General features: G+C 34.2%; 26 protein-coding genes and 1 tRNA gene. 16 read left to right on the top strand and 11 right to left on the bottom strand.

What is annotated here, in order from left to right:
- Positions 1-43: 43 nt before the first annotated feature.
- Positions 44-373 carry a DMT family transporter gene (locus tag LUU93_RS14490; RefSeq protein ID WP_180856891.1) on the bottom strand — a complete coding sequence of 110 codons (330 nt, stop codon included), beginning with the start codon at positions 371-373 and terminating at the stop codon, positions 44-46.
- Between the two features lie 181 nt (positions 374-554).
- Between LUU93_RS14490 and LUU93_RS14485 the strand changes: the two genes are divergently transcribed.
- The 4 genes from LUU93_RS14485 (at position 555) to rpoN (ending at position 6,954) form a co-directional block, all read left to right on the top strand.
- Entirely contained in the window at positions 555-2,921 is a 2,367-nt protein-coding gene (locus tag LUU93_RS14485) for an efflux RND transporter permease subunit (protein WP_232681856.1), read from the top strand.
- A 404-nt stretch (positions 2,922-3,325) separates the two neighbouring features.
- Positions 3,326-4,771 carry an asparagine--tRNA ligase gene (asnS, locus tag LUU93_RS14480; RefSeq protein ID WP_232681855.1) on the top strand — a complete coding sequence of 482 codons (1,446 nt, stop codon included), beginning with the start codon at positions 3,326-3,328 and terminating at the stop codon, positions 4,769-4,771.
- Positions 4,772-4,971: 200 nt separating this feature from the next.
- Entirely contained in the window at positions 4,972-5,367 is a 396-nt protein-coding gene (locus LUU93_RS14475) for a GxxExxY protein (RefSeq protein ID WP_232681854.1), read from the top strand.
- A 126-nt stretch (positions 5,368-5,493) separates the two neighbouring features.
- Entirely contained in the window at positions 5,494-6,954 is a 1,461-nt protein-coding gene (gene rpoN / locus LUU93_RS14470) for an RNA polymerase factor sigma-54 (RefSeq protein ID WP_232681853.1), read from the top strand.
- A gap of 319 nt (positions 6,955-7,273) precedes the next feature.
- Here the strand turns inward: rpoN and LUU93_RS14465 are convergent, their stop codons facing one another.
- Together LUU93_RS14465 and LUU93_RS14460 are read right to left on the bottom strand one after the other, a co-directional pair.
- The gene (locus tag LUU93_RS14465; RefSeq protein ID WP_232681852.1) at positions 7,274-7,693 is read right to left on the bottom strand and encodes a DUF8479 domain-containing protein; all 420 of its coding nucleotides are present in this window, start codon (positions 7,691-7,693) and stop codon (positions 7,274-7,276) included.
- A 46-nt stretch (positions 7,694-7,739) separates the two neighbouring features.
- Positions 7,740-8,330 (bottom strand): thymidine kinase, encoded by a 591-nt coding sequence (locus LUU93_RS14460; protein WP_232681872.1) that lies wholly within the window; start codon positions 8,328-8,330, stop codon positions 7,740-7,742.
- A 236-nt stretch (positions 8,331-8,566) separates the two neighbouring features.
- Here LUU93_RS14460 and LUU93_RS14455 point away from each other — a divergent pair, with 236 nt between their 5' ends.
- The 8 genes from LUU93_RS14455 to LUU93_RS14420 all read left to right on the top strand — a co-directional run bounded on the left by LUU93_RS14455 (position 8,567) and on the right by LUU93_RS14420 (position 16,732).
- Complete coding sequence (locus LUU93_RS14455; protein ID WP_232681851.1) at positions 8,567-9,547, top strand: DUF8457 domain-containing protein; 981 nt, start codon at positions 8,567-8,569, stop codon at positions 9,545-9,547.
- A gap of 136 nt (positions 9,548-9,683) precedes the next feature.
- Positions 9,684-10,403, top strand: coding sequence for a 16S rRNA (cytidine(1402)-2'-O)-methyltransferase (gene rsmI, locus LUU93_RS14450; protein ID WP_232681849.1), 720 nt, complete (start codon positions 9,684-9,686; stop codon positions 10,401-10,403).
- A gap of 167 nt (positions 10,404-10,570) precedes the next feature.
- On the top strand, positions 10,571-10,915 hold the full coding sequence (locus tag LUU93_RS14445) for a HopJ type III effector protein (RefSeq protein WP_232681848.1): 345 nt from the start codon (positions 10,571-10,573) through the stop codon (positions 10,913-10,915).
- Between the two features lie 118 nt (positions 10,916-11,033).
- On the top strand, positions 11,034-12,734 hold the full coding sequence (recJ, locus tag LUU93_RS14440; protein ID WP_232681847.1) for a single-stranded-DNA-specific exonuclease RecJ: 1,701 nt from the start codon (positions 11,034-11,036) through the stop codon (positions 12,732-12,734).
- Positions 12,724-14,004, top strand: coding sequence for an MFS transporter (locus tag LUU93_RS14435; protein ID WP_232681846.1), 1,281 nt, complete (start codon positions 12,724-12,726; stop codon positions 14,002-14,004). Before recJ ends, LUU93_RS14435 begins: the two co-directional genes overlap by 11 nt.
- Positions 14,004-14,918: an alpha/beta fold hydrolase gene (locus LUU93_RS14430; RefSeq protein WP_232681845.1), complete on the top strand. Its 915-nt coding sequence runs from the start codon at positions 14,004-14,006 to the stop codon at positions 14,916-14,918. Before LUU93_RS14435 ends, LUU93_RS14430 begins: the two co-directional genes overlap by 1 nt.
- Positions 14,919-15,084: 166 nt before the next feature.
- Positions 15,085-15,441, top strand: a complete 357-nt coding sequence (locus LUU93_RS14425; protein ID WP_232681844.1) for a hypothetical protein — start codon at positions 15,085-15,087, stop codon at positions 15,439-15,441.
- Between the two features lie 82 nt (positions 15,442-15,523).
- Positions 15,524-16,732 carry a cytochrome c3 family protein gene (locus LUU93_RS14420; RefSeq protein ID WP_232681843.1) on the top strand — a complete coding sequence of 403 codons (1,209 nt, stop codon included), beginning with the start codon at positions 15,524-15,526 and terminating at the stop codon, positions 16,730-16,732.
- On the opposite strand, the gene LUU93_RS14415 is transcribed toward LUU93_RS14420, so the two are convergent.
- From LUU93_RS14415 to LUU93_RS14400, 4 genes are all read right to left on the bottom strand, one after another.
- Positions 16,733-17,476 carry a UDP-2,3-diacylglucosamine diphosphatase gene (locus LUU93_RS14415; protein ID WP_232681842.1) on the bottom strand — a complete coding sequence of 248 codons (744 nt, stop codon included), beginning with the start codon at positions 17,474-17,476 and terminating at the stop codon, positions 16,733-16,735. It lies immediately after the preceding gene.
- 78 nt (positions 17,477-17,554) lie between these two features.
- Positions 17,555-18,007, bottom strand: coding sequence for a 6-pyruvoyl trahydropterin synthase family protein (locus LUU93_RS14410; RefSeq protein WP_053473283.1), 453 nt, complete (start codon positions 18,005-18,007; stop codon positions 17,555-17,557).
- A 32-nt stretch (positions 18,008-18,039) separates the two neighbouring features.
- Positions 18,040-18,216, bottom strand: coding sequence for a hypothetical protein (locus LUU93_RS14405; RefSeq protein WP_232681841.1), 177 nt, complete (start codon positions 18,214-18,216; stop codon positions 18,040-18,042).
- Between the two features lie 117 nt (positions 18,217-18,333).
- A complete protein-coding gene (locus LUU93_RS14400) occupies positions 18,334-19,098 on the bottom strand; it encodes an enoyl-CoA hydratase/isomerase family protein (RefSeq protein ID WP_232681840.1) in 765 nt (254 codons plus the stop codon).
- A gap of 353 nt (positions 19,099-19,451) precedes the next feature.
- Between LUU93_RS14400 and LUU93_RS14395 the strand changes: the two genes are divergently transcribed.
- Positions 19,452-19,525 (top strand) — tRNA-Ala (locus LUU93_RS14395).
- Positions 19,526-19,598: 73 nt separating this feature from the next.
- Entirely contained in the window at positions 19,599-19,847 is a 249-nt protein-coding gene (locus tag LUU93_RS14390; RefSeq protein ID WP_232681839.1) for a GIY-YIG nuclease family protein, read from the top strand.
- 102 nt (positions 19,848-19,949) lie between these two features.
- Here LUU93_RS14390 and LUU93_RS14385 read toward each other — a convergent pair whose 3' ends face one another.
- On the bottom strand, positions 19,950-20,126 hold the full coding sequence (locus LUU93_RS14385) for a hypothetical protein (RefSeq protein WP_232681838.1): 177 nt from the start codon (positions 20,124-20,126) through the stop codon (positions 19,950-19,952).
- Positions 20,127-20,352: 226 nt separating this feature from the next.
- On the opposite strand from LUU93_RS14385, the gene LUU93_RS14380 reads away from it, so the two are divergent.
- Complete coding sequence (locus LUU93_RS14380; RefSeq protein ID WP_232681837.1) at positions 20,353-21,384, top strand: oxidoreductase; 1,032 nt, start codon at positions 20,353-20,355, stop codon at positions 21,382-21,384.
- 38 nt (positions 21,385-21,422) lie between these two features.
- Complete coding sequence (locus LUU93_RS14375) at positions 21,423-21,989, top strand: hypothetical protein (protein WP_232681836.1); 567 nt, start codon at positions 21,423-21,425, stop codon at positions 21,987-21,989.
- 573 nt (positions 21,990-22,562) lie between these two features.
- On the opposite strand, the gene LUU93_RS14370 is transcribed toward LUU93_RS14375, so the two are convergent.
- Genes LUU93_RS14370 through LUU93_RS14360 form a run of 3 tightly spaced genes read right to left on the bottom strand, consistent with a single transcriptional unit; the run spans position 22,563 to position 25,400 of the window.
- The gene (locus tag LUU93_RS14370; RefSeq protein WP_232681835.1) at positions 22,563-23,519 is read right to left on the bottom strand and encodes a lipid A deacylase LpxR family protein; all 957 of its coding nucleotides are present in this window, start codon (positions 23,517-23,519) and stop codon (positions 22,563-22,565) included.
- The gene (gene mtgA / locus LUU93_RS14365) at positions 23,509-24,288 is read right to left on the bottom strand and encodes a monofunctional biosynthetic peptidoglycan transglycosylase (RefSeq protein ID WP_232681834.1); all 780 of its coding nucleotides are present in this window, start codon (positions 24,286-24,288) and stop codon (positions 23,509-23,511) included. Before mtgA ends, LUU93_RS14370 begins: the two co-directional genes overlap by 11 nt.
- Positions 24,288-25,400, bottom strand: a complete 1,113-nt coding sequence (locus LUU93_RS14360) for an NAD(P)/FAD-dependent oxidoreductase (RefSeq protein ID WP_232681871.1) — start codon at positions 25,398-25,400, stop codon at positions 24,288-24,290. Before LUU93_RS14360 ends, mtgA begins: the two co-directional genes overlap by 1 nt.
- Positions 25,401-25,455: the final 55 nt, after the last annotated feature.

Below are 25,455 nucleotides of genomic sequence, written 5' to 3'. Positions count from 1 at the left end.
TTAAAAAATCCTTTAAATCTGTGAAATCTGTGGCATATATTTTTTAGTGGCTTGAAACGAATTTCAATCCAATAATTGAAGCGATTAATGTTGTAAGAAAAAATATTCTCCAGAAAGCTGCCGGTTCTTTAAAAATAAAAATTCCAACTAAAACGGTTCCAACTGCCCCAATTCCTGTCCAGACAGCATAAGCAGTTCCAATTGGTAAAGTTTGTGTTGCCTTATACAATAAAATCATACTGATTGAAAGACACACAAAAAATCCAGCCATCCAATAAGTTGATGTAATTCCTGTTGTTTCTTTCGCTTTTCCCAGACATGATGCAAATCCAACTTCAAACAGTCCGGCAATAATCAATAAAATCCAATTCATTTTCTTTTCATTTTTAAATTAATTGCAAATATGAGAAAAGCTAACGACTAAACAGCAAAAAGAAAGAAATTTATTGCAAAATTATACCCTGCAGATTTGTGTTAACATTAAGTAAAATACAATCGTTTGTTTATGATTTTGAGCAGTTTTCACTACATTTGCAACCATTTTTAAAGATTTTATGAAAAACGCTATTAAAGTTGGGTTCTGGGAAAAATTAGCCCGAATCATACTTAAAAACAGAATCACAATTCTGGTCATCCTTTCTGCTTTAACTATTTTCCTTGGTTACCAATGGAAAAACCTTGCTATGACTTATACCGAAGCAAACCTGCTTCCAAAAGATCATATCGCAAACAAAGAATATCAAAAGTTCTTAGACAAGTTTGGTGAGGAAGGAAACCTGGTCGTAATTGGTTTTCAGGATAAAAACTTTTTTACTCCAAAGAATTATGCTGCCTGGAATGAGTTAATGACAAGTTTAAAAAAATCTAAAGAAGTTGATTTAGTTGTTTCATTAAACGATTTAAAAAAACTGGAGAAAGATACCGTTAACGAAAAATTTGTTTTAACGCCATTTATCGATCAAAGTAAAGTTTTAGATCCTGTTTATTTAAAAAGCGTTCAGCACGATTTATTCCATAATTTACCTTTTTACGAAGGATTATTATTCAATAAAGAAAGCGGAAGTGTTCGCTCTGCAATTTACATCAATAAAAAACTGGTAAATACTGCTGAAAGAAAAACTTTTATACTTGAAAATCTGGTTCCAAAAATCGATAAATTCGAAAAAACAACCGGAATTGATCTTAAAGTTTCAGGTATGCCATACATCAGAACGATCAATGCGGCTGATATGAAAGGCGAAATTGGTCTTTTTATCGGTGCGGCTTTATTGACTGTTTCGTTGATTTTCTTTTTCTTTTTCCGTTCTTTCAGAGCAACCTTTATTTCAATTTGTATTTTAATTGTTGGTGTAATCTGGTCTTTTGGAACACTTGGGTTATTTGGTTATAAAATTACGATTTTAACAGCAATTATTCCACCGCTGATTATCGTTATCGGAATTACGAACTGTATTTTTCTAATCAATAAATATCAGCAGGAAATTAAATTACATAATAATCAGGCTAAGGCGCTGCAGCGTGTAATTTCAAAAATTGGGGTTTCGACTTTAATGACGAATTTAACGACTGCGATTGGTTTTGCTACGTTTATGATTACCGGAAATGATCTGCTTTTTGAATTTGGTTTAGTAACTTCAATCAACGTAATTTCTGTTTATTTATTGACACTTTTTATTGTGCCAATTGTATACAGTTTTATGGCATTGCCAAAAGAAAAGCATTTGTACCATTTAACCAAAACTTATATTTCGACTTTATTAAATGTGGTTGAAGATGTAGTTAAAACAAAACGTAGATACGTTTATATTGTTTACGGTTTATTTTTGGTTTTCAGCGTAATTGGAGTTTCACAAATGAAAGTTTCAGGAAGTTTGATTGGTGAAATGCCAAAAAGTGCTTCTTTCTTTAAAGATATTTTATTTTACGAAAAAGAATTTAACGGAGTTATGCCGCTTGAAATCATGATTGACACCAAAAAGAAAAAAGGTGTTATGAAGGCTTCGACAATCCGTAAAATGGATGAACTGCAAAATACAATTGCTGAAATTCCAGAATTGGCAAAACCAGTTTCAATAGTGAATTTGGTTAAATATTCTAAACAGGCCTTCTATAACGGAAATCCGGAATATTACCAATTGCCAACTTCGCAGGAGCAGACTTTTATTTTGAGTTATGCTAAAAATGCGACCAAAAACAGCAAAGAAAATTTAATGAAAGCTTACGTTGATTCGACTGGACAATATGCCCGAATCACGACTTTCATGAAAGATATTGGAACGGATGAAATGGCAAAAGTGGAGAAAAAACTTCACAGCAAAATCGATGAAATTTTTCCAAAAGATCGTTATGAAGTTACCGTTACCGGAAAAGCATTGGTTTTCCAAAAAGGAACTTCATATTTGGTTGAAAACTTAATTGAGTCATTAATCTTTGCAATTTTCACAATCGCGGTTCTGATTTTGTATTTATTCCGATCTTTTAAAATGGTAATGGCTTCGGTAATTACGAATATTTTACCGCTTTGCATTACATCGGGATTGATGGGTTATTTCGGGATTCCGTTAAAACCTTCAACGATTTTAGTATTCAGTATCGCCTTCGGAATCTCGGTAGATAATGCAATTCAGTTTATGGCGAAGTACAGACATGACTTGCTTCAAAGCGGCGGAAAAGTTAAAAAATCGGTTTTTAGTGCTTTAAGAGAAACTGGAATCAGTACTTTCTATACATCGGTTGTTTTGATTTTAGGTTTTGCGACTTTCACATTATCAAGCTTTAGCGGAACAATTGCACTTGGAGGATTAATTTCTTGTACTTTGGCTTTTGCAATGTTTGCGAATTTAGTTGTATTGCCTTCGCTGGTTTTGACTTTTGAGAAGAAGAAAACTAAGAAAGAGGAATTGGAGAATTTGGAGAAGTAGTTTTTTTTCGCCACGAATTCACGAATTAAAACAAATTTAAAAAACATAAATCTTTGTCAAAGTTTTGAACTTGACAAAGATTAACCCATAGTTTGTCATTCCGAGGAACGAGGAATCGCACTCGGAAATCGACAAAGATTGGCGACTTACTTTGCGGAAATACTCGTGTGATTTCTCCTTCGTCGAAATGACAAAAATAAGAGAAATTACTTCTTTAAAAACCGAATGCCCTAGCCCTGATAGAAGCGGCATCCTTTTTCTTGCTCCTTTAGCAAGAAAAAGATATAGCGGATAGCAGGAAACAGCTTCAAAAATTAATTATTATCGTTTATATTTGCAATTCGATATAAAAAACACTGATTTTATTTTAAACTAAAATCAGCAATCTAAAATCTAAAATTAAAATGAAACACACAAAGGTTAAAGACTTATTAAACAGTACGACGACGCTACAGGAAGTGAATGCAAAAGGATGGGTGAGAACTTTTAGAAATAATCAGTTCATCGCGCTTAATGACGGTTCTACCATTAATAATATACAATGTGTTGTTGATTTTGAAAATACACCGGAAGAGACTTTAAAAAGAATCACGACTGGAGCTGCAGTTTCTGTATTTGGAACTTTGGTTGAAAGTAAAGGTGCGGGTCAGAAATACGAAATTCAGGTTACAAAATTGGAAATTCTTGGAGATTCTGATCCTGAAAAATTCCCAATGCAACCAAAAAAACATACTTTAGAATTTTTACGTACAAATGCACATTTACGTGTACGTACTAATGCTTTTGGAGCAATTATGCGTGTGCGTTCGGTATTGTCTTATGCAGTTCACAAATATTTTCAAGACAAAGGTTTTGTTTACGTAAATACGCCAATTATTACCGGAGCTGATGCTGAAGGTGCTGGAGAAATGTTTCAGGTAACATCTTTACCACTTGACAATCTTCCAAAAAATGAAGAAGGAAATATTGATTTCAAAAAAGATTTCTTTGGAAAACATACCAACTTAACGGTTTCTGGACAGTTAGAAGGTGAAACTTTTGCTATGGCTTTGGGTCAGATTTATACTTTTGGACCAACTTTTAGAGCTGAAAACTCAAACACTTCTCGTCACTTGGCAGAATTCTGGATGATCGAGCCGGAAGTTGCTTTCAACGACCTTGATGACAACATGGATTTGGCTGAAGATTTTATTCAGTATGTAATTAAATATGCTTTAGACAATTGTAAAGACGATTTAGCTTTCTTAGAAGGAAGACTTTTAGAAGAAGAAAAATCAAAACCACAGGCTGAAAGAAGCGAAATGGCTTTGTTAGAGAAACTGAACTTTGTTTTAGAAAACAATTTCAAACGCGTTTCTTATACGGAAGCAATTGACATTTTAAGAGATTCAACTCCAAATAAAAAGAAGAAATTCCAATATATCATCAACGAATGGGGAGCTGATTTACAGTCAGAACACGAGCGTTATTTAGTTGAAAAACACTTTAAATGTCCGGTAATTTTATACGATTACCCAGCAAACATTAAAGCGTTTTACATGCGTTTGAACGACAATACTGAACCAGGAAGAGAAACAGTGCGTGCAATGGATATTCTTTTCCCTGGAATTGGAGAAATCGTTGGTGGTTCTGAAAGAGAAGAGCGTTACGATGTTTTAGTTGAAAAAATGAAAGCTCTGGAAATCGACGAAGAAGAATTATACTGGTATTTAGACACCAGAAGATTTGGTTCTGCCACTCACGCAGGTTTCGGTTTAGGTTTTGAACGTTTGGTATTGTTTGTAACAGGAATGACAAACATTAGAGACGTAATTCCTTTCCCAAGAACTCCTGGAAGTGCGGAATTCTAAGACGTACGGTTATTTTGCCACAAAGGCACAAAGACGCTAAGTTTATTTTTAAATAACTGATTAAAGACACAAATAAATTAAAATAATACCACGAAGACACAAAATCTCAAAGTATTATTTTATTGTTTGATGAAGATTCAAAAACTTTCAAAACAAAAACTTTGTGCCTTTGCGCCTTCGTAGCAAAACCCAAAAAAAATATGCTCTCTGAAAGAACGGAAGAAATTGGAAAAATAATTGTAAACTCGGCATTTAAGGTTCATAAACAACTTGGACCCGGATTATTAGAAAGAGTTTACGAAGTTTGTTTAGCTCACGAAATTGTTAAAGCTGGTCTTGATGTAAAACGTCAAGTTGATGTTCCAATCTTTTATGATGGAATTGAATTTAGCGAAGGATTACGATTAGATTTACTAATTGAAGATTCTATAATTATAGAAATAAAAGCGGTTGAACAAATAAATCCAGTTTGGGAAGCACAAATTATAAGTCAGTTAAAATTGCTGAATAAAGATTTAGGCTTTTTAATTAATTTCAATGTTCCGTTGATAAAGAGCGGTATCAGAAGATTTATAAATACAAAAAGAGTATTTTAAGTCTTCATAGAAATATAAGAAAGCAAAAAAACTTTGTGTATTAATGCCTTTGTGGCAAGAAACAAAAAACAAATAAAAAACTTTGCGCCTTCGCGTCTTAGTGGCTAAAAAAAGTAGTGCCTTATCATGCTAAAGCAATTTTTAAATTTAAAATTATCCCAAAAATTATCTCCACAGCAAATTCAGCTGATGAAGTTAATTCAATTGCCTACGCAAGCTTTTGAACAGCGTTTATTAGAAGAAATGAACGAAAATCCGGCTCTTGAAGCGGGTAAAGAAGAAGAATACGAAGCGGATGAATTCGCAAATGAAGACTACGACGATTATGATGATGCAGAATCTGACAGAATCGAAGCAGATGACATCAATATTGACGAATACTTAAGCGACGACGATACTCCAGATTATAAAACTCAGGTTAACAATTATAGTGATGATGAAGAACGCGAAACACCTTTTGCTTCGCCAATTAGTTTTCATCAGGATTTAATCAATCAGCTCAATACTTTTATTTTGAATGATGAAGAACGCGAAATCGCTGAATTCCTTGTTGGAAGTATTGATGATATGGGGTACATTCGCAGGAGCGTTCCGGATATTGTAGACGATATGGCTTTTACTCAGGGAATTTATACTGATGAAGCAATGGTCGAAAAAATGATGACTGTAATTCACGAACTAGAACCTTCGGGAGTTGGAGCACGCGATTTACAAGAATGTTTGTTATTACAATTGAAGCATAAAACGCCAACCGAATATGTTGATTTAGCAATCGATATTATCGAAAATCAGTTTGATGCTTTTACAAAGAAACATTACGATAAATTATTACAGAAATACAGCGTTTCGAACGAACAGCTTAAAAAAGCGATTCATGAAATTGAGAGACTAAACCCAAAACCGGGCGGTTCTTTTACCGGAAATAATAAAGTTACAGAAAATGTAGTTCCTGATTTCGCGATCAGAATTGTGGATGGCGAACTGGAATTGACTTTAAACGGACGAAATGCTCCTTCCCTGCACGTTTCTAAAGATTATCAGGAAATGATGCAGACGTATAAAGATTCTCGTGATAAATCGACGGCACAGAAAGATGCGGTTCAGTTTATCAAACAAAAACTGGATTCGGCAAAATGGTTTATTGACGCAATCAGACAACGCCAGGAAACACTTTTTGTAACGATGAATGCGATTATGCATTATCAGGAAGAATTTTTCTTAGACGGCGACGAAACTAAACTAAAACCAATGATCTTAAAAGATATTGCGGATATGGTTGGTTTGGATATTTCGACAATTTCGCGTGTTGCTAACAGTAAATATGTGGAAACGCCATACGGTACAAAATTAATTAAGGAATTTTTCTCTGAAGCTATGAAAAACGATCAGGGTGAAGATGTTTCGACTTTAGAAATCAAAAAGATCCTTAAGAATACAATCGAAGAAGAAGACAAAAAGAAACCACTTCCAGACGATCAATTGGCCGAAATCTTAAAAGAAAAAGGGTATCCAATTGCGAGAAGAACCATTGCAAAATACCGCGAGCAGCTTGATATTCCGGTTGCGAGAATGAGAAAGAAAATTTAATTTTCTATATATCATATCAAACCCGACAGGTTTTAAAAACCTGTCGGGTTTCGTTTTTATTAATTATTCTATTTTTTATTCCGTAGGAATATCTCGTTGGTAGAAAAAAAATGGTGTTATTTAGGTTGTGTCCTGTAGGGACACTTGTAATCATCAATAAATATCTCGAACCACAATCAAACGTTCCTACGGAACGTGTATCTAAATCCAATTAAAAATTCTACCGACCAAACATTCCTACGGAATGATTTTTTCTAAACGAAAAACCCGACAGGTTTTAAAAACCTGTCGGGTTTAACAACATTTTACAAACGTTAAATTATTTATATTCGTCTGGTAAAATCTTCACATCAAACAAAAACACTTTCTTTTTATCACTGTAACTATAATTCAAAGTATAATCATTATCTCTAAAAACCTGAAGTCCCGGATTTGCTTTTGCTGTACTTAAAAGGCTTTTCTCAATTTCGCCCTGTATAACATTAATTTCAGCCGTTTCTTTTTCTACATTCAGCAATGTTAAATTATACTGAACGACTCTTTCTTCATGTAAGCTAACGCTGTCTAAACGAATACCTTCCTGAATTTTTAACGGACAGCTTTTATTATATTTTTCAATTAATTCTGTAATTTCTGTATTTACCTCATCCGCTTTTTCAGAAAGAAAAAATTGAAAAAAAACAGCCAAAGCAACCGCAATTCCAATCACAACTAATAGTAAGATATTTTGTTTTCTCATATTTTGCTTTTCTTGTATTGGTTATTAAAGTTAAATAGATTTTAGATTATTTTTCCTGATTTTTTTTCATTGCTTTAAAATAAGCTGCACGGCTAAGCGGCTCATATTCTTCGGTTTCACCAAGCATTACCAGTTTATCATTATCCGTTTTACGGAAACTATAATTGGCAAGGTTTCCGGTTCTGGTACAAACGGCGTGGACTTTCGTTACATATTCGGCAGTTGCCATAAGTGCCGGCATTGGCCCAAACGGATTCCCTTTAAAATCCATATCAAGTCCTGCAACTATCACGCGAATTCCCTGATTGGCAAGATCATTACAAACTGTAACAATTTCATCATCAAAAAACTGAGCTTCGTCAATACCAATAACGTCACAGCCTTGAGCTAAAATAGCAATATTGGCTGCAGCCGGAACCGGCGTAGAACGAATTTCGTTGGCATCGTGCGATACCACCATTTCGTCATGATAACGGGTATCAATAGCGGGTTTGAAGATTTCGACTCTTTGTTTGGCAAACTGGGCGCGTTTTAATCTGCGGATTAATTCCTCGGTTTTACCCGAAAACATTGATCCACAAATAACTTCAATCCAACCAAATTGTTCTTTGTGATTTACTGTATTTTCGAGAAACATTTTGTATTTTTCTGCCTTTAAAAATGAATAGTTTTTATTACTTTGTACTGGTAATAAATCGACGTAAAAATGTACTGTTTTACATTTTTTCAAAAGTAGAAAATTTTTATCAAATCGGAGATTGGCAGACACTTATTAACAGAAATAAAAAAATATCTATCAGATTTCCTTAAGAATTAAAGACATTCAGACACCAAATACACTAAAATATCTTATTCACTATAATTTCAACAGTTATGAAAAAAAAATTGGAAGCCGATTTAATCAGCATTGCACATCGAATTTTAAAACTTAAAAACAAATCCGATATCAATCAATTATATCTTGAAACTCAGAAATTATATGAGAAATTAGCGATTTTAAAATTTGTAGATGAAAATTTCGATGAAGCAAAACCAACAATCAGCCACAGCGAAATAAGCTCTGAAATTGAAACTATTTTTGAAAAAGAAGCCGTTTCTGAAAAAATAATTCCAGCGGAAACTGTAATCGAAACTCCAGCTCTTTTTAAAGAAATTAAAGCAGAAGAAACCCCAGAACCAGTAATTGCTGAAGAAATAACTGCAGAAATTCCTGAAGAAAAAACTCCTGAACCTGTTGAAGAAACTACCGAAGAACCAATAACAGAACCAGAAGTTGTTAAAGAAATTGAAAAAACAGAACCTGAAAATAATATCGAAGAACTTTCGTTTACGACTGTAAACAATTTAAAACCAATTCCGGATTTCAAACCTATTTTTGAATTAGACACAGAAGAAATAAAAGAGGAGGCTAAAGAAGAACCAAAAACAGAATCAAAAGCAGCGCCCATTCCAATTGCATTTGAAGATTTCGGAATCAATTATGCCGATGCACAATTTGTAAAAGTGGACAGTTTCGAACCTGTTTCTTCTTTAAACAATGATTTAAAAGAGAAAAAGAATTTTGAAATTCCAGTTTTAGAAACTCCAAAAGAACCAAAATCAGTTTCTTTAAACGAAAAATTAGCAAAAGGTTTCCATATTGATTTGAACGATAGAATCGCTTTTACAAAAAATCTTTTTGGAAACAGCACAGAAGATTACAGCCGTGTTTTAAACCAATTACTAACTTTTGATTCTTATGCAGAAGCAAAGGATTTCATCGAAAACATGGTAAAACCGGATTATAATAATTGGGAAGGAAAAGACGATTACGCAGAACGTTTTCTTGGAATTATTGAGAAAAAATTCGCTTAAAAATAAAACACAGATTACACGAATTAACACTAATTTTTTCTTTGTGAAATTTTTTAAAAGCACTTGTAATCTGTGTCAATTAGTGACTCGAGCGAAAGCGAACAGACGAAGTAAATTCGTGTTATAATATAAAAATATGTCAAAATTATATATCGTTCCAACGCCAATTGGCAATCTTGAAGACATGACTTTTAGAGCCATTCGGGTTTTGAAAGAAGTCGATTTGATTTTGGCTGAGGATACCCGAACAAGCGGAAAACTCCTGAAGCATTTTGAAATTGGCACGCACATGCACAGCCATCATATGCACAACGAGCACAAAACAACCGAAAATTTAATTGCGCGTTTGAAAGCAGGCGAAACTATCGCCTTGATTTCAGATGCAGGAACTCCGGCAATTTCAGATCCGGGATTTTTGTTAACTCGTGCTTGTGTCGAAAATAAAATTGAAGTAGAATGTCTTCCGGGCGCAACGGCTTTTGTTCCAGCACTTGTAAACAGCGGACTTCCAAATGATAAATTTATTTTTGAGGGTTTTCTACCTGATAAAAAAGGACGTCAGACTCGATTTTTGGCTTTAGCCGAAGAAACCCGAACGATGATTTTATATGTTTCTCCGCATAAACTTGTTAAAACATTAGCCGAATTTATTCAATATTTTGGAGAAGACAGACAAGTCTGCGTTTCGAGAGAATTATCAAAATTACACGAAGAAAATGTACGTGGAACGGCGAAAGAAGTTTTAGCACATTTTGAAAAAACCGCGCCGCGAGGCGAAATTGTAGTAGTCGTTGCCGGAAAAACAATAACAAAAGAACCTAAGAAAAGTAAGTTTTCGAAGGACGAAGAAGAATAAATAATTATTTCAGCCACAGATTAAAAGGATTAACACAGATTAAGAATAAGGCTGTCACGAATTACACTAATTTCCACTAATTCAATTCGTGCTAATTCGCGAAATTCGTGGCAAAAAAATCCTTTTTAATCCTTTTAATCTGTGGCAAAAAACAATAAATAACAATCATGAGCATTCAAGCCTTTTTAGAAAAAGTAAAACAAACTCCAACTCAAATAACATTTCCAGAAACTATTGCAGTAATCGAAGAAAATTACAACTTTACACCAACCTCTTTTCAAAACGGGACACAGCATAATGCTGCCGGAGAAAATTCAGGTTCTTGTAAATTATTTTCATTCGCAAAACTGCAAAATTTAAACAAAGAAGAAACCTTGGCGTGTTTTGGAGCTTTTTATTTTGAAGAAGTTTTAGGAGATCCAAACGGAACGAATCACCAAAACATTAGAAATTTCATCAACTTAGGCTGGGACGGAATTAAGTTTGAAGGAAATGCTTTAGAAGCAAAATAATTCTATTTAAGATTTTTGATTAACGATTTTTGATTTCAGATCTTAAAATCAAGTACTTTAAGATCATCTATAGCAAATCAAAAATCTAAAATCAACACTCTAAAATCTAAAATCAATTATGCGCTGGACCATAAAACAAAAACCTTCTGAAGATAAAATCAAACATTTAGCGCAAGCCCTAAATGTAGAAGATTTTGTAGCAGCACTTTTAATTCAGCGTGGTATTGAAACATTTGAAGATGCCAAGAATTTCTTTCGCCCGACTTTAGAACATCTTCACGATCCATACTTAATGAAAGATATGGACAAAGCCGTTGCCCGAATAGAAAAGGCAATTGAAAATCAGGAAAATATATTAGTTTTTGGCGATTATGATGTTGACGGAACAACAGCCGTTTCTCTGGTTTCTTCCTATTTAAAATCGCATTATTCCCATATTACAACTTACATACCAGATCGCTATGACGAAGGTTATGGTATTTCGTATAAAGGAATTGACTATGCAGACGATAATGGAATTTCATTGATTATTGCGCTCGACTGCGGAATAAAATCAATCGATCATATTGCTTACGCGAAAGCAAAAAACATAGATTTTATTATTTGCGATCACCACAGACCTGGAGAATTTCTTCCCGATGCGGTTGCAATTTTAGATCCAAAAAGAGAAGACTGTTCGTATCCTTATGACGAATTATGCGGCTGCGGTGTTGGTTTTAAATTGATTCAGGCTTTGGGCCAAAACCGAAATGAAACTATTCAAGATTTGGTTCCCTATCTCGATTTAGTTGCTACGGCAATTGCTGCAGACATTGTTCCGATTACGGGAGAAAATCGTGTTCTGGCTTATTTTGGTTTGAAGGTAATTAATGGCGAACCAAGACCCGGAATTAAAGCTTTGGTGCATCAGGTAAAAAAGAAAGTTTTAGATATTACCGACGTTGTTTTTATTATTTCTCCCCGAATTAATGCTGCCGGGAGAATCAAGCATGGAAATCATGCAGTTGAATTATTAACTGAATTTGATTTTGAACAAGCGCAGCAATTCGCTTCAGAAATTGAACAATACAACGCAGACCGAAAAGATTTAGATAAAAAAATCACCAAAGAAGCGTTTCAGCAAATTCTGGAAAACAAAGAAGAAGAACGTTTTTCTACTGTTGTTTTTCAGGAAGACTGGCACAAAGGTGTTATCGGGATTGTGGCCTCGAGATTAATTGAAACCTATTATCGTCCCACTTTGGTTTTTACTAAAAGCGGAGATAAATATGCGGCTTCTGCCCGATCTGTAAAAGGATTTGATGTTTATAATGCATTAGACGCCTGTGCAGAACATTTGGAACAATTTGGAGGTCATATGTACGCAGCAGGAATGACTTTAAAAGCTGAGAACTATCCGGCTTTTAAAGAAGCTTTTGAAAAACAGGTTTCTGCAACAATTTTACCAGAAATGCGAACTCCGGAAATTGAAATTGATGCCAAAATAAATTTCTCAGATATAACTCCAAAACTCATCCGGATTTTAAAACAATTTGAGCCTTTTGGTCCGCAGAATATGACGCCGGTTTTTATGACTTCAGATATAAAAGATACGGGTTATGCCAAAACGCTGGGCGCTGAAGAAGAACATTTAAGACTTTTCGTTAAACAATCTAACTCCGACGGAATTGCTGCCATTGGCTTCGGACTCGGAAAAAAACTTAATATAGCGCAAAATCAAAATCTGTTTCAATTGGCTTATACAATTGCAGAAAACGAATGGAACGGAACTATTTCAACACAGCTTATGCTGAAAGACATTAGAACAAATGACAACTAAATCAAACAAACCTGATCCCTATCAGGCACTTCGTTACAGAGAATTCAACGTATTTTTATTATTGCGTTTTGCTATGGTTTTTGCCTGGGCAATGCAGTTTATCATAATAGAATGGGAGGTTTACAGTTTAACTAAAAACCCGCTTTCGTTAGGAATTATTGGTTTAATGGAAGTTATTCCTGCCGTTGGTATGGCTTTATTTGCCGGACATATTGTTGACCAAAAAGAAAAGAAGGGATTACTGGTAAAATGTATTTTGGGATTTTCGATAATTAGTTTTGGATTGTTTTTACTGACCTGGCCAAAAGTTGTTGGTGATTGGTCCCCAACTGTTATTTTATATTCCATTTATGCTTTAGTTTTTTTGGGCGGATTAGTTAGAGCTTTTCTTGGGCCAACTATTTTCTCTCTATTATCCTTAATTATTCCTAAAAAGGCATACCCAAATGCTGCCACCTGGAGTAGTTCGGTTTGGCAGATCGGAGCTGTGATGGGCCCGGCACTGGCTGGATTTTCCATTAACTGGATTGGCGTTCACTGGTCAATGTGTCTGGTTTTCGGATTTTCTCTTCTTTCATTAGCAGCTTTATCACAAATCAGTACAAAACCAATCATAAATCCAAAGATTGGAGAATCGATAAAAGACAGTCTTACAGAAGGTTTGACTTTTGTTTTTAAAAATCAAATTGTTTTAGGTGCCTTATCGCTTGACATGATTGCTGTGCTTTTTGGAGGCGCTGTAGCGCTATTGCCCATTTTTGCGCAGGATATTTTAAAAGTTGGTTCTGAAGGATTTGGAATATTAAGAGCCGCGCCTGCAGTTGGATCTTTTATTACAATGCTCGTTTCTGCTTATGTGCCCTTATATAAAAATGCAGGAAAGAAACTTTTAGTCGCCATATTTGTTTTCGGATTATCGATCATCTTATTTGGTCTTTCTACGTCGTTCTGGCTTTCTGTTTTCGCTTTATTTTTAAGCGGACTTGCTGATGGAATTTCTGTAGTAATTCGCCAGACGATTTTACAGCTTAAAACTCCCGACCATATGCGTGGGCGTGTTGGTGCTGTAAATTCGATTTTTGTTGGATCTTCTAATGAATTAGGTGCCTTTGAAAGTGGTGCAACTGCTAAATTGATGGGAACTGTTACCTCAGTAGTTTTTGGAGGAAGCATTACACTTTTGACCGTTTTAGGCTTTGGTTTTATATCTCCTACCTTTAGAAACTTAGATCTGCATAAAGATATGGAGGACCATCATAATCAGGAGTAATGAAACAATTACTATTGATTATCTTTTTGATTAAATCCATTTTAATGAATGGACAAAATCTTTATATCAAAACATACGGAAACGAAAAGAATAAGCCTTTAATCTTCATTCATGGAGGTCCAAGCGGCAACGCAGCTTTATTTGAAGGAACAACAGCTCAAAATCTGGCTAATCAAGGTTTTTACGTAATTGCATACGATCGAAGAGGTGAAGGAAGATCTGCAGATCCTAATGCGAAATTTACTTATGAAGAAGCTTTTCAGGATTTAAATTCAATCTATAAAAAATACCATTTAAAGAAAGCAGTTTTACTTAGCCACAGTTTTGGCGGTTTAGTTGCTACACTTTATACCAATAAATATCCGCAGAATGTAAGCGCTTTGGTTTTAGCCGGGGCTTTATTTTCTCAGCAGGAAACTTACGATCATATTTTAAATTCTGTAAAGAAAATCCACTACGGCGATTCTAAAACGCTGAATAAAATAGCTTACGTAGAAAAACTCGACAAAAATTCCGCTGGATATAGGAAACATTGTTTTGACTTGGCAAGTGATGAAAATTATTTTAAAATGCCAAAACCAACAAAAGCTTCAAAAAAATTATATGCCGATTATGAAGCCGGAGAATTTTTCAAAACCAACATTCGGAACAAAAATGCGCCTTTGCTTTTTTATCAAAACGAAAAGCAAAATAACATCGACAGCAGACCTTTTTTAAAGAAAATTAAAGCCACAGGAGTTCCAATTTTCGCTATTTATGGAAAAGAAGACGGTATTTTCTCTTCGGCGCAAATTACTTCAATTAAAAACCTGGCGGGCAAAGATCACTTCGCATTGTTAGACAATTGCTCACATTATCTTTTTGTTGATCAACAAATTGAATTCATTTCCAATATTAAAAAATGGCTTAGATAGTTTTTTAAACCATATAAGTGATATAAGTTCATTTAATAAAAAATTGAAGGCGAACTTAAATTACCTTATATCACTTATATGGTTCAATATTTTTTCATTTTTACGATATTTTTATTTAGAATTAATATAAATAATATTTATATTTGTTGAAATAAAAGGATTTACGATGAGAGAAATAGAACAGATATATCATAACAATTTTGGAATAGCCTTTTACTGGAAACAAAATAATCAAACCATTTTAGACAAAGTACAGCTGGTTTTTAAAGAAACAGGCTTTTATTTCAGCGTATCAGAATTGAATCAGTTTTGCGATTTAATTGAAGACAGCTTAATCGAAAATACATGTTGTGAAACTTGCGAAATGAAATATTCCTGCCATAAATTTTTATTGAAAACACCTTGTTCATCTATAGATTTGGCCGTTTCTATGACCGAATTAAAATCAATTAAAGATTTGGTAGAAGGTTCATTATTCAAAATTGAATTAGACGAATATGTATACGGAGCAGGTCTAAACTAGAAACATTACAAATATTTTAACAACATTTCTTCATTATTGAAATATATTTTGATTGTATTCAAAATAAAGTATATTTACAACAATGAAAAAAATTGGCATTCTTTTTATTCTTGTTGTTTTATCAGTTTTCTTTACTAACTGTGCCAAATCTGATGAATATATTGATCCACGCGGAACTGACTATGCAGGCTCTGAAAGCTGTATTCAATGTCACCAGGTTCAATACAATATGGCATTCCAGAGTTCCCACTTTAAAGCTACCGCTCCCGCAAATTCAGAAAATGTTTTAGGCAATTTTGACGAAGGCAGTCATACTTTTATTTATGACAAAAACACCCGGTTAGTTATGGAAAAACGTAACGACAGTCTTTATCAGGTTTTATATAAAAATGGTAAAGAAGTAGAAGCGCATCGATTTGAAATTATTTTTGGAACTAAACATGCACAGACATCTGTTTACTGGCGTAATCACAATACTTACGAATTACCTGTTTCTTATTACAATTCTATACATAATTGGGCAACAAGTCCTGGGTTCCCTGCTGACAAACCTTATTTTGACCGAATGGTTGTTAAGGATTGTTATTCATGCCATGCATCAAATGCCAGCAGCAGAAGTGTAAACCAAAGTTCTGAGGAGAAAAATTTTTTATCGATGGATGTTGAGGATATTATCGATAAAAAAACCATTGTTTACGGAATTGATTGTGAGCGCTGCCACGGCCCTGCAAAGAAGCATGTTAACTTTCATTTAAAAAATCCAACTGTAAAAACAGCAAACAGTATTACGAGTTTTAAAACACTAAACAGACAGCAAAAACTGGATGCCTGTGCACTTTGCCACGCCGGAAATGATGGCATGAAAATGAAATCGCGTTTTGAATTTAAACCGGGAGATAATTTATCTGAGTTTTTTCGTGAAACCAGAAGTATTAACGATACTGCCAATTTTGATGTTCACGGAAATCAGTTTCGTTTAATGGCGCAAAGCAAGTGTTTTATAAACAGCGAGAAAATGGATTGTATTACGTGTCATAATCCACACGAAAATGCTTCGAAGAATATGGCATCATATTCTAAAATATGCATGAGTTGTCATCAAGGTTTAAAACACAATGAAAAAACGCTGAAAATAATGCCTGAAAAATTATTGGCAGATAATTGTGTAGAATGTCATATGCCGAAAAAAGCATCAGGAGCAATTAAATTTCAGCTTTCAAACAGTAAACAACTTTCAGAATATATTCTGCGAACACATAAAATTGGTATTTATCCAATGGAAAAAAAGTAGTTACGATTCGAATTTTTGAAGCTCGAAAGTTTCTCCGTCAAAAACACCGTAAGTAAAATATCCAATCCAGTCGCCCAGATTTACGTAGTTAGAATCCTCTCCTACCGGAATTATCATAGGCAAATGACGATGCCCAAAAATGAAATAATTGTAATGTTTAGTTTCTAATTTACGTTTGGCGTACAAAACCAGCCATTCGTTTTCTTCACCCAAAAACTTTACATCTTCGTCTCCAGAAATTAGTTTGTTTTTTACTGATAAATATTGCGCTAAACTTACGCCAACATCTGGATGCAGCCAGCGAAAAAGCCATTTTGAAAACGGATTTGTAAATACCTTTTTCATTCGTTTATACCCTTTATCACCTGGGCCTTTTCCGTCGCCGTGCCCAATCAAGAAAGTTTTTCCGTTAAAAGTAAACTCTTTATTGTCGTGGTAAACCGGGATATTCAATTCGGTTTGAAAATAATCATTCATCCATAAATCATGGTTTCCAACGAAAAAATAAATCGGAATACCGCTGTCACGAATTTCTGCCATTTTTCCTAAAACACGTACAAAGCCTTTTGGCACAACTGTTTTGTATTCGAACCAAAAATCAAATAAATCACCTAATAAAAAAATAGCTTCGGCATCTTCTTTAACTTTATCAAGCCAAGCTACAAACTTTTGCTCACGCGGCAGGCTCAACTCAGGAGTTGGCGCACCAAAATGTTGATCTGAAGCAAAATATACTTTTTTCATTTAGATTATTAGATAGTTAGAATCTTAGACTTCTTAGATTATAATTTAGAAACTTTTGACTTTTGACTTTTGACTTTTTTACAAATTATCACTTGCGTACCATTCTGCAAATGATGATTCTGTTTCCTGAAGTTTAAGTGAGAAAAGAGAAATTCCAGACGGAAGTCTTGCAATGATTCTTTCTGCAAAATCTACCACCATGTTTTCACTTGTTGGCTGATAATCAACCAAAATTACATGATGTCCGCGGTTTTTTAATTCGTTTGCTAATTCGACATGCGGCGTTGTTTGATTAAAAACTGTTGCATGATCGAACTGATCGACAATTTCTTCTTTTACAATTTTCTTTAGGTCAGAAAAATCAATTACCATTCCGAATTTCACATTAGACCTGTCAGTGATTGGCGAGCCAATAACGGTTACCGACAATTTATAACTGTGCCCGTGAACGTTCTTGCATTTTCCGTCGTAACCGTACAATGCATGTCCGGTTTCGAAACTAAATTGTTTTGTAATTCTGATATTACTCATCGATTATTAATTTAAGCTTGCAAATTTACAAATTAATAACCGTTTTTGTCTCTTTTTTTGGCTCTGATATACATCCAGTAAGCAATTCCTACTAAAAACAGGAACGGAATAAAAGATCCAATTAAAACTCCAATTTGATAACTGCTGTCCGGAGCGTTTTTAATTTTCTCCGCAACATCGACTTTTTGAAATAATGAAATGAGTTTCATTTAAACTTATATTTATTGTTATTTTTTATTTGGCCACAGATTAAAAGGATTAATTGGATTATTTTAAAAATCATTTTAATTCTTTTAATCCCGATAGCTATCGAGAGTGGCAAAAATTTACTTTTTAAATTGTCTCAAGGCATTTCTGCTAAAATCAGACAAAACCAGTTTTCCTGTAATTGAAGCTCGTTCAATTAACAGAGATTCCCATTGTTCTGTTCCTTCCCAAATAATTTTTTTCATTTCCTGAAGTGCTTCCGGATTATATAAACTTAATTTCTGGGCAAAATTCTGAACATCATTATCCAGATTTTCTGAATTGGATAAAACAGAATAAAGTCCTTTTTGAAAAGCCCAGTCTGCCGATTTCCATTCGTGCGCCGTCAAAGTCATTTCGGCCATTGCGGTTTTTCCTATTTTACGAGAAACAGCCGGTTCGATTACAAAAGGCCCTATTCCGATTGCTAATTCAGACAATTTTACATCACTTTCAGGAGCTGCAAAAACATAATCGCAGGCAGCAATAATTCCCACACCTCCGCCAACTGCTTTTCCCTGAACGCGGCCAATAATCAGCTTATTGCAATTGCGCATCGCATTTAGTAAATGTGCAAAACCAGAGAAAAATTTCGTTCCCTGTTCTTCATTTTCGACTTGCAAAAGTTCATCAAACGAAGCGCCTGAACAAAAAGCTTTTACGCCCTGGCTTTTTAAAATAATAACCGAAACACGCTCGTTTCGGCTCAACTCATTAATTTTGGTTGTTAATTTATCTAACAATTCGCGTGGAAAAGAATTACTTGCAGGATGCCCAAACTGCACTATGGCAATTGTATTTTGAAAAGAAGTCTCTAAAGATCCTTTTATATTTTCTAAACTCATAAAAATATTTTTAAACGTAAAGTTACGCTTTTGAAAAATATTTTGTCAGATAGGTCCTGAAATTTGTTTTTTGAAAATTATTTGACTTTATTTGTTAACGCTTTGGGGGATTAGCTCATTTGGCTAGAGTGTCCCGATGGAAAATCGGGATGGTGATAGTTCGAATCGGATATTTTCCACAAAACAAGGGGGATTAGCTCATTTGGCTAGAGCGTCCCGATGGAAAATCGGGATGGTGATAGTTCGAATTGGATATTTTCCACAAAACAAGGGGGATTAGCTCATTTGGCTAGAGCGTCCCGATGGAAAATCGGGATGGTGATGGTTCGAATCGGATATTTTCCACAAAACAAGGGGGATTAGCTCATTTGGCTAGAGCGCTTGCCTGGCAGGCAAGAGGTGATCGGTTCGAATCCGATATTCTCCACAATTTTTTTACAATTTTATCACAACAAAAATACCCGAACAAAAACGTTCGGGTATTTTTATTTATAGCCATTATGTTTTATACTTATATTCTTTATTCAGCTACTCTTAACAAATATTATATTGGTTCTTGTCAAGATATTCAGAAACGTTTGCAAGACCATTTAAATAGTCGAAGTAAATTTACTAAGGTTGTAAAAGATTGGGAATTAAAGTATCACGAAACTTTTGAAACTCGAAGCGATGCGATGAAAAGGGAGTTGCAAATAAAAAAAATGAAGAGCCGTAAATACATTGAAAGCTTAATAGAAACAAAAGGCTAGAGTATCCCGATGCATCGGAAGGGTGACCGGTTCTAATCCGGTATTCTCCACAAAAAACCGTATTACAAATAAGTAATACGGTTTTTTTATTGATTTCATTATCTACTTTTCATTTGCCGAATCCTCAGCATCAACTCTGTCTTTTTTTGCTTTTTTGAAATCATTATTCAGCAAATCAGTCAGTTTCTTTTTCTCTTTTTGATTTTTTTTAATTGTCAGCACAACCAAAATAATAATCAAAACGGCTACAACTCCTATTACAATCCAATTAATTTCCATAATCTTAAATTTTAATTAAAAGTAAAAATTTAAACTACACTCCATATTATCAAAATGTTAAGCATTATTTTTTGAACTTCATTTTAAACCCGTAAGCTAGAAAAAGGTATCTTTTCTATTGAGGTCAGAAAAGAATGCTCTTTGTTTTGTGAAAACTTTTTTTACATTTATAATCGGTAATCACAATCAACTATAAATTTTAAAAGTACATTTAAATACCACTTTTATGAATATTAAATTACAAACATTACTCGCCGCGACAATTTTATTATTTTTTTCTTGTAACGATAAAAAAACCATAGAAACCCAGGAAACCCCAGCAGTAGACAAAACTGCAGCAGTAGAAAATGATACAATCGAAGATGAGTCGGCTCCCAGAAAAGAAAGCATTAATTTATTTATGGTTATGCAAAAAGACAGCAGTGATATTGCTTTTGTTTCTCTTTCAGATATTTATCATCTTAATGATACCGATTCAGATACACTTGCTCTGCCTAACATAGAAAAAATAGGTATTGAGAATGCCGAATACTTTACGTTAGAAAAAAAATACAGAAACAGATTTTTATCTAAAACAAACATTTCCGAAACCGACTCTGTATTTGTATACGATTATGGTAAGAAAAAATTGGCTTCGTTTTCTGTAAAAAATCTAAAAGCCGCTGCATTACTTAATGGTTATTCATCTCAAGAAGACTGGCCTTATAAAAGATATGATTATATGATTGGCTTCGAAATCAATAAAAAATATTTAAACGGATTTAGTGAATATTACAGAGATGCATTTGTATATGTTGGTAAAGAAAATCCGTTTTCAAAAGAACCTTTGCAGGCAATTATATGGAAGAAAATTTCCAGCAAAGAATATCCATCAAAAGCATTAAAAAATGGAGATCGTACTATTTTAAAAAATACCGTTGCCGGAAATACGTACTTGTATAAAAATGACAGTTATAATTATTTTTTACAAGACTATCTTGATGATCGTAAAATGATTTATGCCAGACGTCTTTTAGTAACAGATTCTAAAACTGCAGCTATCATAATTGAAAAACTTTACAGTCAAAGCGAAGGCAGCTCTCCTTCTCCGCTTAATTATGAAGATGGACTCGATGCTAACCAATGGACAGGAAAACTTTTTAAAAATAAACCGCAAGTTGTTTTCGGCTTTTTGTATGAATCATTTGGATGTCCTGGAATTTCAATTATTGATAAATCAAACGAAGAAATTTATCTGCAGTGCGATAATCGCCATTAAGAAACCGAGCAAATATTGTACAACCCAAAATCTAAATCATGTCTGAATTAAGCTCATTATATTGTAAAGTAAAAATCACAAAACCACAGCTGGAAAAGTTTTTAAACAGTTCGCTTGAAGAACCGGAATTGAACAAAAACTGGACCGAATGGTGGAACAGCCGCAAAATGTATTCAAAAATGGAATTAACTCCAGAATTACTGCGCGCCTATAACGACGATATTAATAAAGAAGTTATTGACGGATGGATTGATTATCCCGAAGCAATGGCTTTTTCAGATTATGATGAAGCTGCCGAAGTATGGCATTGGGGAATGATGTTTTTCAGTCAGAATTTTACAGAAATGATACCAATGTTTGCTTTTATCATTAGCTTAGAAAAATACGTGATTGAAAGTACAGAAAACCAGGTGATTGTTTTTCCTTTCTTTTGGGGAGGTAATGCCGTTCATGCATATATTTATTTTGAAGATGGAAAAGCGATATTGAGTCCGAAAGCACAAACTTTAAAAGATGTAGATCCGAATTTTATAGAACAGACGAAAGATTTTCTCAACAAAAAATGGGGTCAGATGGCGAAAGAAATGGATTATAATTTGGATTAATTTAATCCCTACGGACAATGTCATTAAGTTAAGAGGAAATCTATAAAATTACTTAACAGTTTAATTAAGAAAGTAATTAGAAAAATCAGTTTTTATCAGCGTTTTCGCTTTAGCGAATCAGTAAAATAAGCGTCTAATTGTGACGCAGATAAAACAGATTTACTTCGTAAAAACGCGGATAAACACGGATTTGATTTGCAATAATTTTATTTTCTAAAAGCTTAACTTAATGACATTGCCCTACGGGATATTTTGGGGATGGGTTTACATATGTCTACCGATATATAACTCCTAGCGGAGTATTTCGTAGCAATTAAATATAGATAGAAAAATATTTGCTGAATTTTGCATATGATATCTGTTTATTAGAAATCTAATTTAAAAACTCCGTTAGGAGTTACATATCTGTAGAAAAAAACATTACACACACGAACATTTGTCCCGTAGGGACTTTATAAAATATCGACAGCACAGATTTGCAATCCATTCCCGAAAAAGTAAAATCCAATCAAATTGCATTATACAGCTTAAAACAAAGAAATTTTTGCGTCTTAATGCCTTCGTGGCAAAACCTTACCTCAACAAAAACCCCATTCGAATCGACCCAAAAAAGTACCCAGTATTCGTATCATTAACATCGCCTTCTAATTCTCTTCCACGATAAATAAAAGAATACGACATACTGAAGTTGTTGTGTCTGTATTTCAAACCAAACTCAGCATTGAAACGAAGCGGAACCAAATCGAAAGTTACGGGACTTGTATCGTTAAACATACTTCCTTCGATTGTCGCATCATAAAACTGATAATTGACGCTTGGCATTGCGTAGAAATAAAATTCTCTAATATTTGGCTGCACATTCGCACTTACCGAAGCATCATGAAGATTAGAATCGTAAATTGGAGTCAGTCTCTTAAAACCAATTCGGGTTAAAAATCCTGTCGAAATTCCTGTAAAAATAGTTCCCAAATTGGCTTCAGACTGAAAATGAAGATCTATAAAATCGTTATGTTTTGCTGGAAATAATTTCTTCGAATACATAACATGCGCCTGAACCGCAAAAGCATTATGAAGCTGATTTTCCCAGCCGTATACTGTTTTATATCCAATTAGTTTATGAAAACCTTCCTGTGTTTCTTCGCCCAAAGCATTCGGCCCCATATAACCCAATTGAAAATCAGTTTTTAAAACCGATTCGCTTTCATAAAAAAAACTTCTTCCGGCTTCGGCAAAAAGGTAAGCTGTAAAAGGGCGATCGTTTTCAAGAACTGCTTCTTTATTAATAAATCTCGGATTATAAATATACTGCCCAATTCTAAATTCGGTTATTTTTTTATTGATTTTCTCGTTTTCATTCTTAGATAAAAATCGATAAAAAATCTCCAAACCGTTGGTGTAATACATATCATTTTTTGATGATGTGTATAAATCATTATCGGATATAAAACCTATTTCTGTAGTTTTTCCTTGTCCAAAAGTTAACGCTGCTGTCAAAATTAGAAAAGCAAAAAATGTTTTTTTACTTTCCATCGTAATTTATTTTTCCCACGTAACGCATCTCGCGAACAATTCGTTCTTTTCTCCTGTTAATATAACTTGACGAGCCGGTAGCTTTAAATTTTCTAGGATTTGGTAAAATTGCAGCAATTCCTGCAGCCTGCATTGGTGTTAAACTCGACGCATCACGACGATACCAATGTTCTGTTGCTGCATAAGCACCATAAACACCGTCTCCCATTTCGATACTGTTCAGATAAACTTCCATAATACGTTCTTTGCCCCATATAATTTCAATTAAAACAGTAAAATAAGCTTCAAGACCTTTACGGAAATAACTTTTTCCCTGCCATAAAAAGACATTTTTTGCCGTTTGCTGCGAAATTGTGCTTCCGCCTCGAATTCGACGTCCGCGTTCATTGCTTTTATAAGCTTTTTGCAGCGCTTTAAAATCAAAACCATTATGCGTTAAAAAAGTTCCGTCTTCACTCGCAATTACGGCTTTTTGTAAATTCATGGAGATTTTATCAATTGGTTCCCAATCGTGGTCAAAATAAACTTCCTTCCCCCCTAACTTGTTTTCGATGGCGCGAATAAGCATTAAAGGAGTAAATGGTACTGGAACGTATTTAAAAAATATAACCGATCCTATCGAAAGTCCAAAAAACCACAACATTGTTTTAATCAAAAACCATTTTACTTTTTCGCCAAAAGAACGATTTGATTTCTTTGCAGACGTTTTAGATTTTGGTTTACTCGTGGTTGTTGTTTTTTTTGGTGCTGGTTTTTTGGGTGCTGCCATTATATTAAATCTGCTAATTCTGTTCCTACTAAACTGCCTATTGCTACTCCCATTCCGCCTAAACGTACTCCACAAAACACGTTTTCAGACAATTGAGAAACAACAGGATTCTTACTATTTCCAATTCCCATAATGCCGCTCCAACGGTGCGCAATCTGGAAATCCTGATTTGGTAAAATTACATTTTTCAGTAAATCTTCCAATTTATTTTGAACAATTTTCGTCTGGCCAAATTCAGTTGTAGTTTCTGTTTCAAAATCGAGATTTCGGCCTCCGCCTAAAAGGATTCGGTCGCCAATATTTCTGAAATAATAATAACCTCGGTCTAAATGAAAAGTACCTTTTATATCCAGATTTTTAATGGTTTCTGTAATTAAAACCTGCGCTCTTGCAGGTTTTACTGCTCCGTTTGTCAAAGCATTTGCAAAACCATTTGTGGCAAAAAGTAATTTATTCGTTTTAAAGCTAAAATCATTCAGCACCACTTCAACATGATTTCCGGCATCAGAATGAGAAGTTACGGTTTGCTGATTAAGAATTAAAATATCTGCAGATACGGCTTGCTTCAACAATTCCTCCACCATATTTCCGGTATCAATTTGTGCTTCAAACGGATTAAAAATTAGATAATCCTGAATATTTCCAAACCCAAATCGGTCGGTTTCTTTAGAAAAAACATCGGCCTTAAAAAGCGGTTTTAAAATTTCATTTATAAAAGGCAGTTTCGAAATACATTCACTAAACCCAAGTTCATCTTCTTTCAAAAACAACTCATATCCGCCGTGAGGTTTAAAATCAATTGCCTGATCTCCTAATCTTTTTCGAAGCAGCTGCAAACCTTTCCAGCGTTTTTCGATAAGTGCGGCAACATCTTCTTCTGAATGCGTTTTTAAATCATCTAAAATTTCTGAGAGACTTCCGAAACAGGCAAAACCTGCATTTTTTGTACTCGCGCCTTGTGGAAGCATTCCTCTTTCGAGAACCAAAATTTTTGCGGCAGGAAATCTTTCGCGTAAGCGTAAAGCGGTATGCAGGCCAACAATGCCACTGCCCACAATTGTATAATCAATATCTGTGAACCAGTTTTTTAGTTCCCAATAACTTAGTTCCATATCTATATTAAATTCCAATATTTAAATTTCAAATTCCAATCTTGGGTTAAATTAC

Source organism: Flavobacterium soyae (assembly GCF_021245985.1).
Classification (GTDB): Bacteria; Bacteroidota; Bacteroidia; order Flavobacteriales; family Flavobacteriaceae; genus Flavobacterium; species Flavobacterium soyae.
The sequence above is the reverse complement of the archived record's forward strand: the minus strand, read 5'-3'. Positions and strand labels throughout refer to the sequence as shown.

Bases quoted from the DNA above. Each gene is read 5' to 3' on its own strand.
- LUU93_RS14490 (WP_180856891.1), bottom strand. From the start codon at position 373: ATGAATTGGATTTTATTGATTATTGCCGGACTGTTTGAAGTTGGATTT.
- LUU93_RS14485 (WP_232681856.1), top strand. From the start codon at position 555: ATGAAAAACGCTATTAAAGTTGGGTTCTGGGAAAAATTAGCCCGAATC.
- asnS (WP_232681855.1), top strand. From the start codon at position 3,326: ATGAAACACACAAAGGTTAAAGACTTATTAAACAGTACGACGACGCTA.
- LUU93_RS14475 (WP_232681854.1), top strand. From the start codon at position 4,972: ATGCTCTCTGAAAGAACGGAAGAAATTGGAAAAATAATTGTAAACTCG.
- rpoN (WP_232681853.1), top strand. From the start codon at position 5,494: ATGCTAAAGCAATTTTTAAATTTAAAATTATCCCAAAAATTATCTCCA.
- LUU93_RS14465 (WP_232681852.1), bottom strand. From the start codon at position 7,693: ATGAGAAAACAAAATATCTTACTATTAGTTGTGATTGGAATTGCGGTT.
- LUU93_RS14460 (WP_232681872.1), bottom strand. From the start codon at position 8,330: ATGTTTCTCGAAAATACAGTAAATCACAAAGAACAATTTGGTTGGATT.
- LUU93_RS14455 (WP_232681851.1), top strand. From the start codon at position 8,567: ATGAAAAAAAAATTGGAAGCCGATTTAATCAGCATTGCACATCGAATT.
- rsmI (WP_232681849.1), top strand. From the start codon at position 9,684: ATGTCAAAATTATATATCGTTCCAACGCCAATTGGCAATCTTGAAGAC.
- LUU93_RS14445 (WP_232681848.1), top strand. From the start codon at position 10,571: ATGAGCATTCAAGCCTTTTTAGAAAAAGTAAAACAAACTCCAACTCAA.
- recJ (WP_232681847.1), top strand. From the start codon at position 11,034: ATGCGCTGGACCATAAAACAAAAACCTTCTGAAGATAAAATCAAACAT.
- LUU93_RS14435 (WP_232681846.1), top strand. From the start codon at position 12,724: ATGACAACTAAATCAAACAAACCTGATCCCTATCAGGCACTTCGTTAC.
- LUU93_RS14430 (WP_232681845.1), top strand. From the start codon at position 14,004: ATGAAACAATTACTATTGATTATCTTTTTGATTAAATCCATTTTAATG.
- LUU93_RS14425 (WP_232681844.1), top strand. From the start codon at position 15,085: ATGAGAGAAATAGAACAGATATATCATAACAATTTTGGAATAGCCTTT.
- LUU93_RS14420 (WP_232681843.1), top strand. From the start codon at position 15,524: ATGAAAAAAATTGGCATTCTTTTTATTCTTGTTGTTTTATCAGTTTTC.
- LUU93_RS14415 (WP_232681842.1), bottom strand. From the start codon at position 17,476: ATGAAAAAAGTATATTTTGCTTCAGATCAACATTTTGGTGCGCCAACT.
- LUU93_RS14410 (WP_053473283.1), bottom strand. From the start codon at position 18,007: ATGAGTAATATCAGAATTACAAAACAATTTAGTTTCGAAACCGGACAT.
- LUU93_RS14405 (WP_232681841.1), bottom strand. From the start codon at position 18,216: ATGAAACTCATTTCATTATTTCAAAAAGTCGATGTTGCGGAGAAAATT.
- LUU93_RS14400 (WP_232681840.1), bottom strand. From the start codon at position 19,098: ATGAGTTTAGAAAATATAAAAGGATCTTTAGAGACTTCTTTTCAAAAT.
- LUU93_RS14390 (WP_232681839.1), top strand. From the start codon at position 19,599: ATGTTTTATACTTATATTCTTTATTCAGCTACTCTTAACAAATATTAT.
- LUU93_RS14385 (WP_232681838.1), bottom strand. From the start codon at position 20,126: ATGGAAATTAATTGGATTGTAATAGGAGTTGTAGCCGTTTTGATTATT.
- LUU93_RS14380 (WP_232681837.1), top strand. From the start codon at position 20,353: ATGAATATTAAATTACAAACATTACTCGCCGCGACAATTTTATTATTT.
- LUU93_RS14375 (WP_232681836.1), top strand. From the start codon at position 21,423: ATGTCTGAATTAAGCTCATTATATTGTAAAGTAAAAATCACAAAACCA.
- LUU93_RS14370 (WP_232681835.1), bottom strand. From the start codon at position 23,519: ATGGAAAGTAAAAAAACATTTTTTGCTTTTCTAATTTTGACAGCAGCG.
- mtgA (WP_232681834.1), bottom strand. From the start codon at position 24,288: ATGGCAGCACCCAAAAAACCAGCACCAAAAAAAACAACAACCACGAGT.
- LUU93_RS14360 (WP_232681871.1), bottom strand. From the start codon at position 25,400: ATGGAACTAAGTTATTGGGAACTAAAAAACTGGTTCACAGATATTGAT.